The 1,310-nt window shown below is 64.9% G+C and carries 1 protein-coding gene; it reads right to left on the reverse strand.

Going from position 1 to position 1,310, the window contains the following annotated elements; genetic code table 11:
- Positions 1-1,259, reverse strand: a 1,259-nt coding sequence (locus J2X36_RS26750) for an integrase family protein (protein WP_310355255.1), incomplete at its 3' end; no start/stop codon positions are given.
- Positions 1,260-1,310 lie beyond the last annotated feature (51 nt).

Raw genomic sequence — 1,310 nt, forward strand, 5'->3', positions numbered from 1 at the left:
AAGCCAATCAACTCTTTCAGGCGGTTGGTGACGCGCTGCATCGGCTCGCGGAGGCGCTCAGGATCGCTGATGATGTAGCCTGCCGTGACGTCGCGTCCGAGGCTGTGGTTGACCAATGCCTTGAGCGCGTAAGCCGAGAGGTCGCAGCTCTCCGCAACCGTGATGAACGTGCGCCGAAGTCCATGAACAGAGACCCAGATGCCGCAGGAGGCTGCCACAGCCTCGAGAGCCGCGCGCGGCTCCTCGATATGGCCTGAACGGCTGTTGGCCGGGAACACCCAAGGTCCTGCTAGCCCCAATGCGCGACGTGCGACGAGCAGATCCATGAGCTGATCGGACAGTGGCAGCTGCAGCGGACGGCTGGCCTTGTTCTCGCTGATCGTGAGGAGCCGCCCTCGAAGGTCAACTTGGTCCCACGTCAGGCAGGCCGCCTCATTCCGCCGGAGCCCGGTGAACAGTAGGAGCTTCAGGTAGTCGCGCTGCACCGGGTTGGGCAGATCGTGGACGGTGCGATACCAGGCGGGCAACTCGTGCGCCCGCACGAGATCCGTACGCCGCTCCTCTTTGAACCACGCCTTCGTCGCTGACAGCCGGCCGACCGGGTTGCTGCCGATCTCTGGGTTGACCGCAAGGGCATGGTTGAAGACCAAGCGCAGCACCCGCATCGCGCCATTGGCTGAGCTGGAACCCGCAGCGGACACAAGGCTGGTTCCCGGGCCGGCGCTGCCCATGCCTCGCTGACGCTCCCTGCGCGGCGCACGCTGCGAGATCTGCGACGCAATCAGGGTGTGACGGGCTGCGACCATCTCGCGTGTGATTGATCGGAGCGGGCGATCCTTCCAGTCCGGCAGGTAGCGGTCGACGTTCGCGCGGTAGTCACGCACGGTGCTGGGCTTCAGTACCTTGCGGGCCGTGAGGTAGCTTTCAAGCGCTTCGCTCAGCGTGATCGCGTTCGCTTGCTCCCGGCGCTTCTCTTCCTTCGGATCGATCCCGCCTGCGAGCTGAGCCAGGAGGCCGATGGCCTTTCGGCGCGCCTCCTCCAAGCTGAGTACGTTGGTGCGGCCGACGGTGATGCGCCGCGTCTTCCCGTTCACGTCACGCTGGACCACGTAGCTCTTGGCCTCGGTCTTGCCGGAGATGAGCACGCCGAAGCCCTTGAGCTCAGCGTCGAAGAGGAGGCGCTGACGACCGCTCGGATCGGGAGCGGGCAGGCGGTCGATCGAGGCGCGAGTCAGCTTGAGTGGGCTCTTGTTCACCATTTGTTCGGACCTGGGCTCCGGCGAAATAAGGTTTTCTGCAGGTTCGCTCGG

It is taken from the genome of Methylobacterium sp. BE186 (assembly GCF_031457035.1).
Taxonomy (GTDB): domain Bacteria; phylum Pseudomonadota; class Alphaproteobacteria; order Rhizobiales; family Beijerinckiaceae; genus Methylobacterium; species Methylobacterium segetis.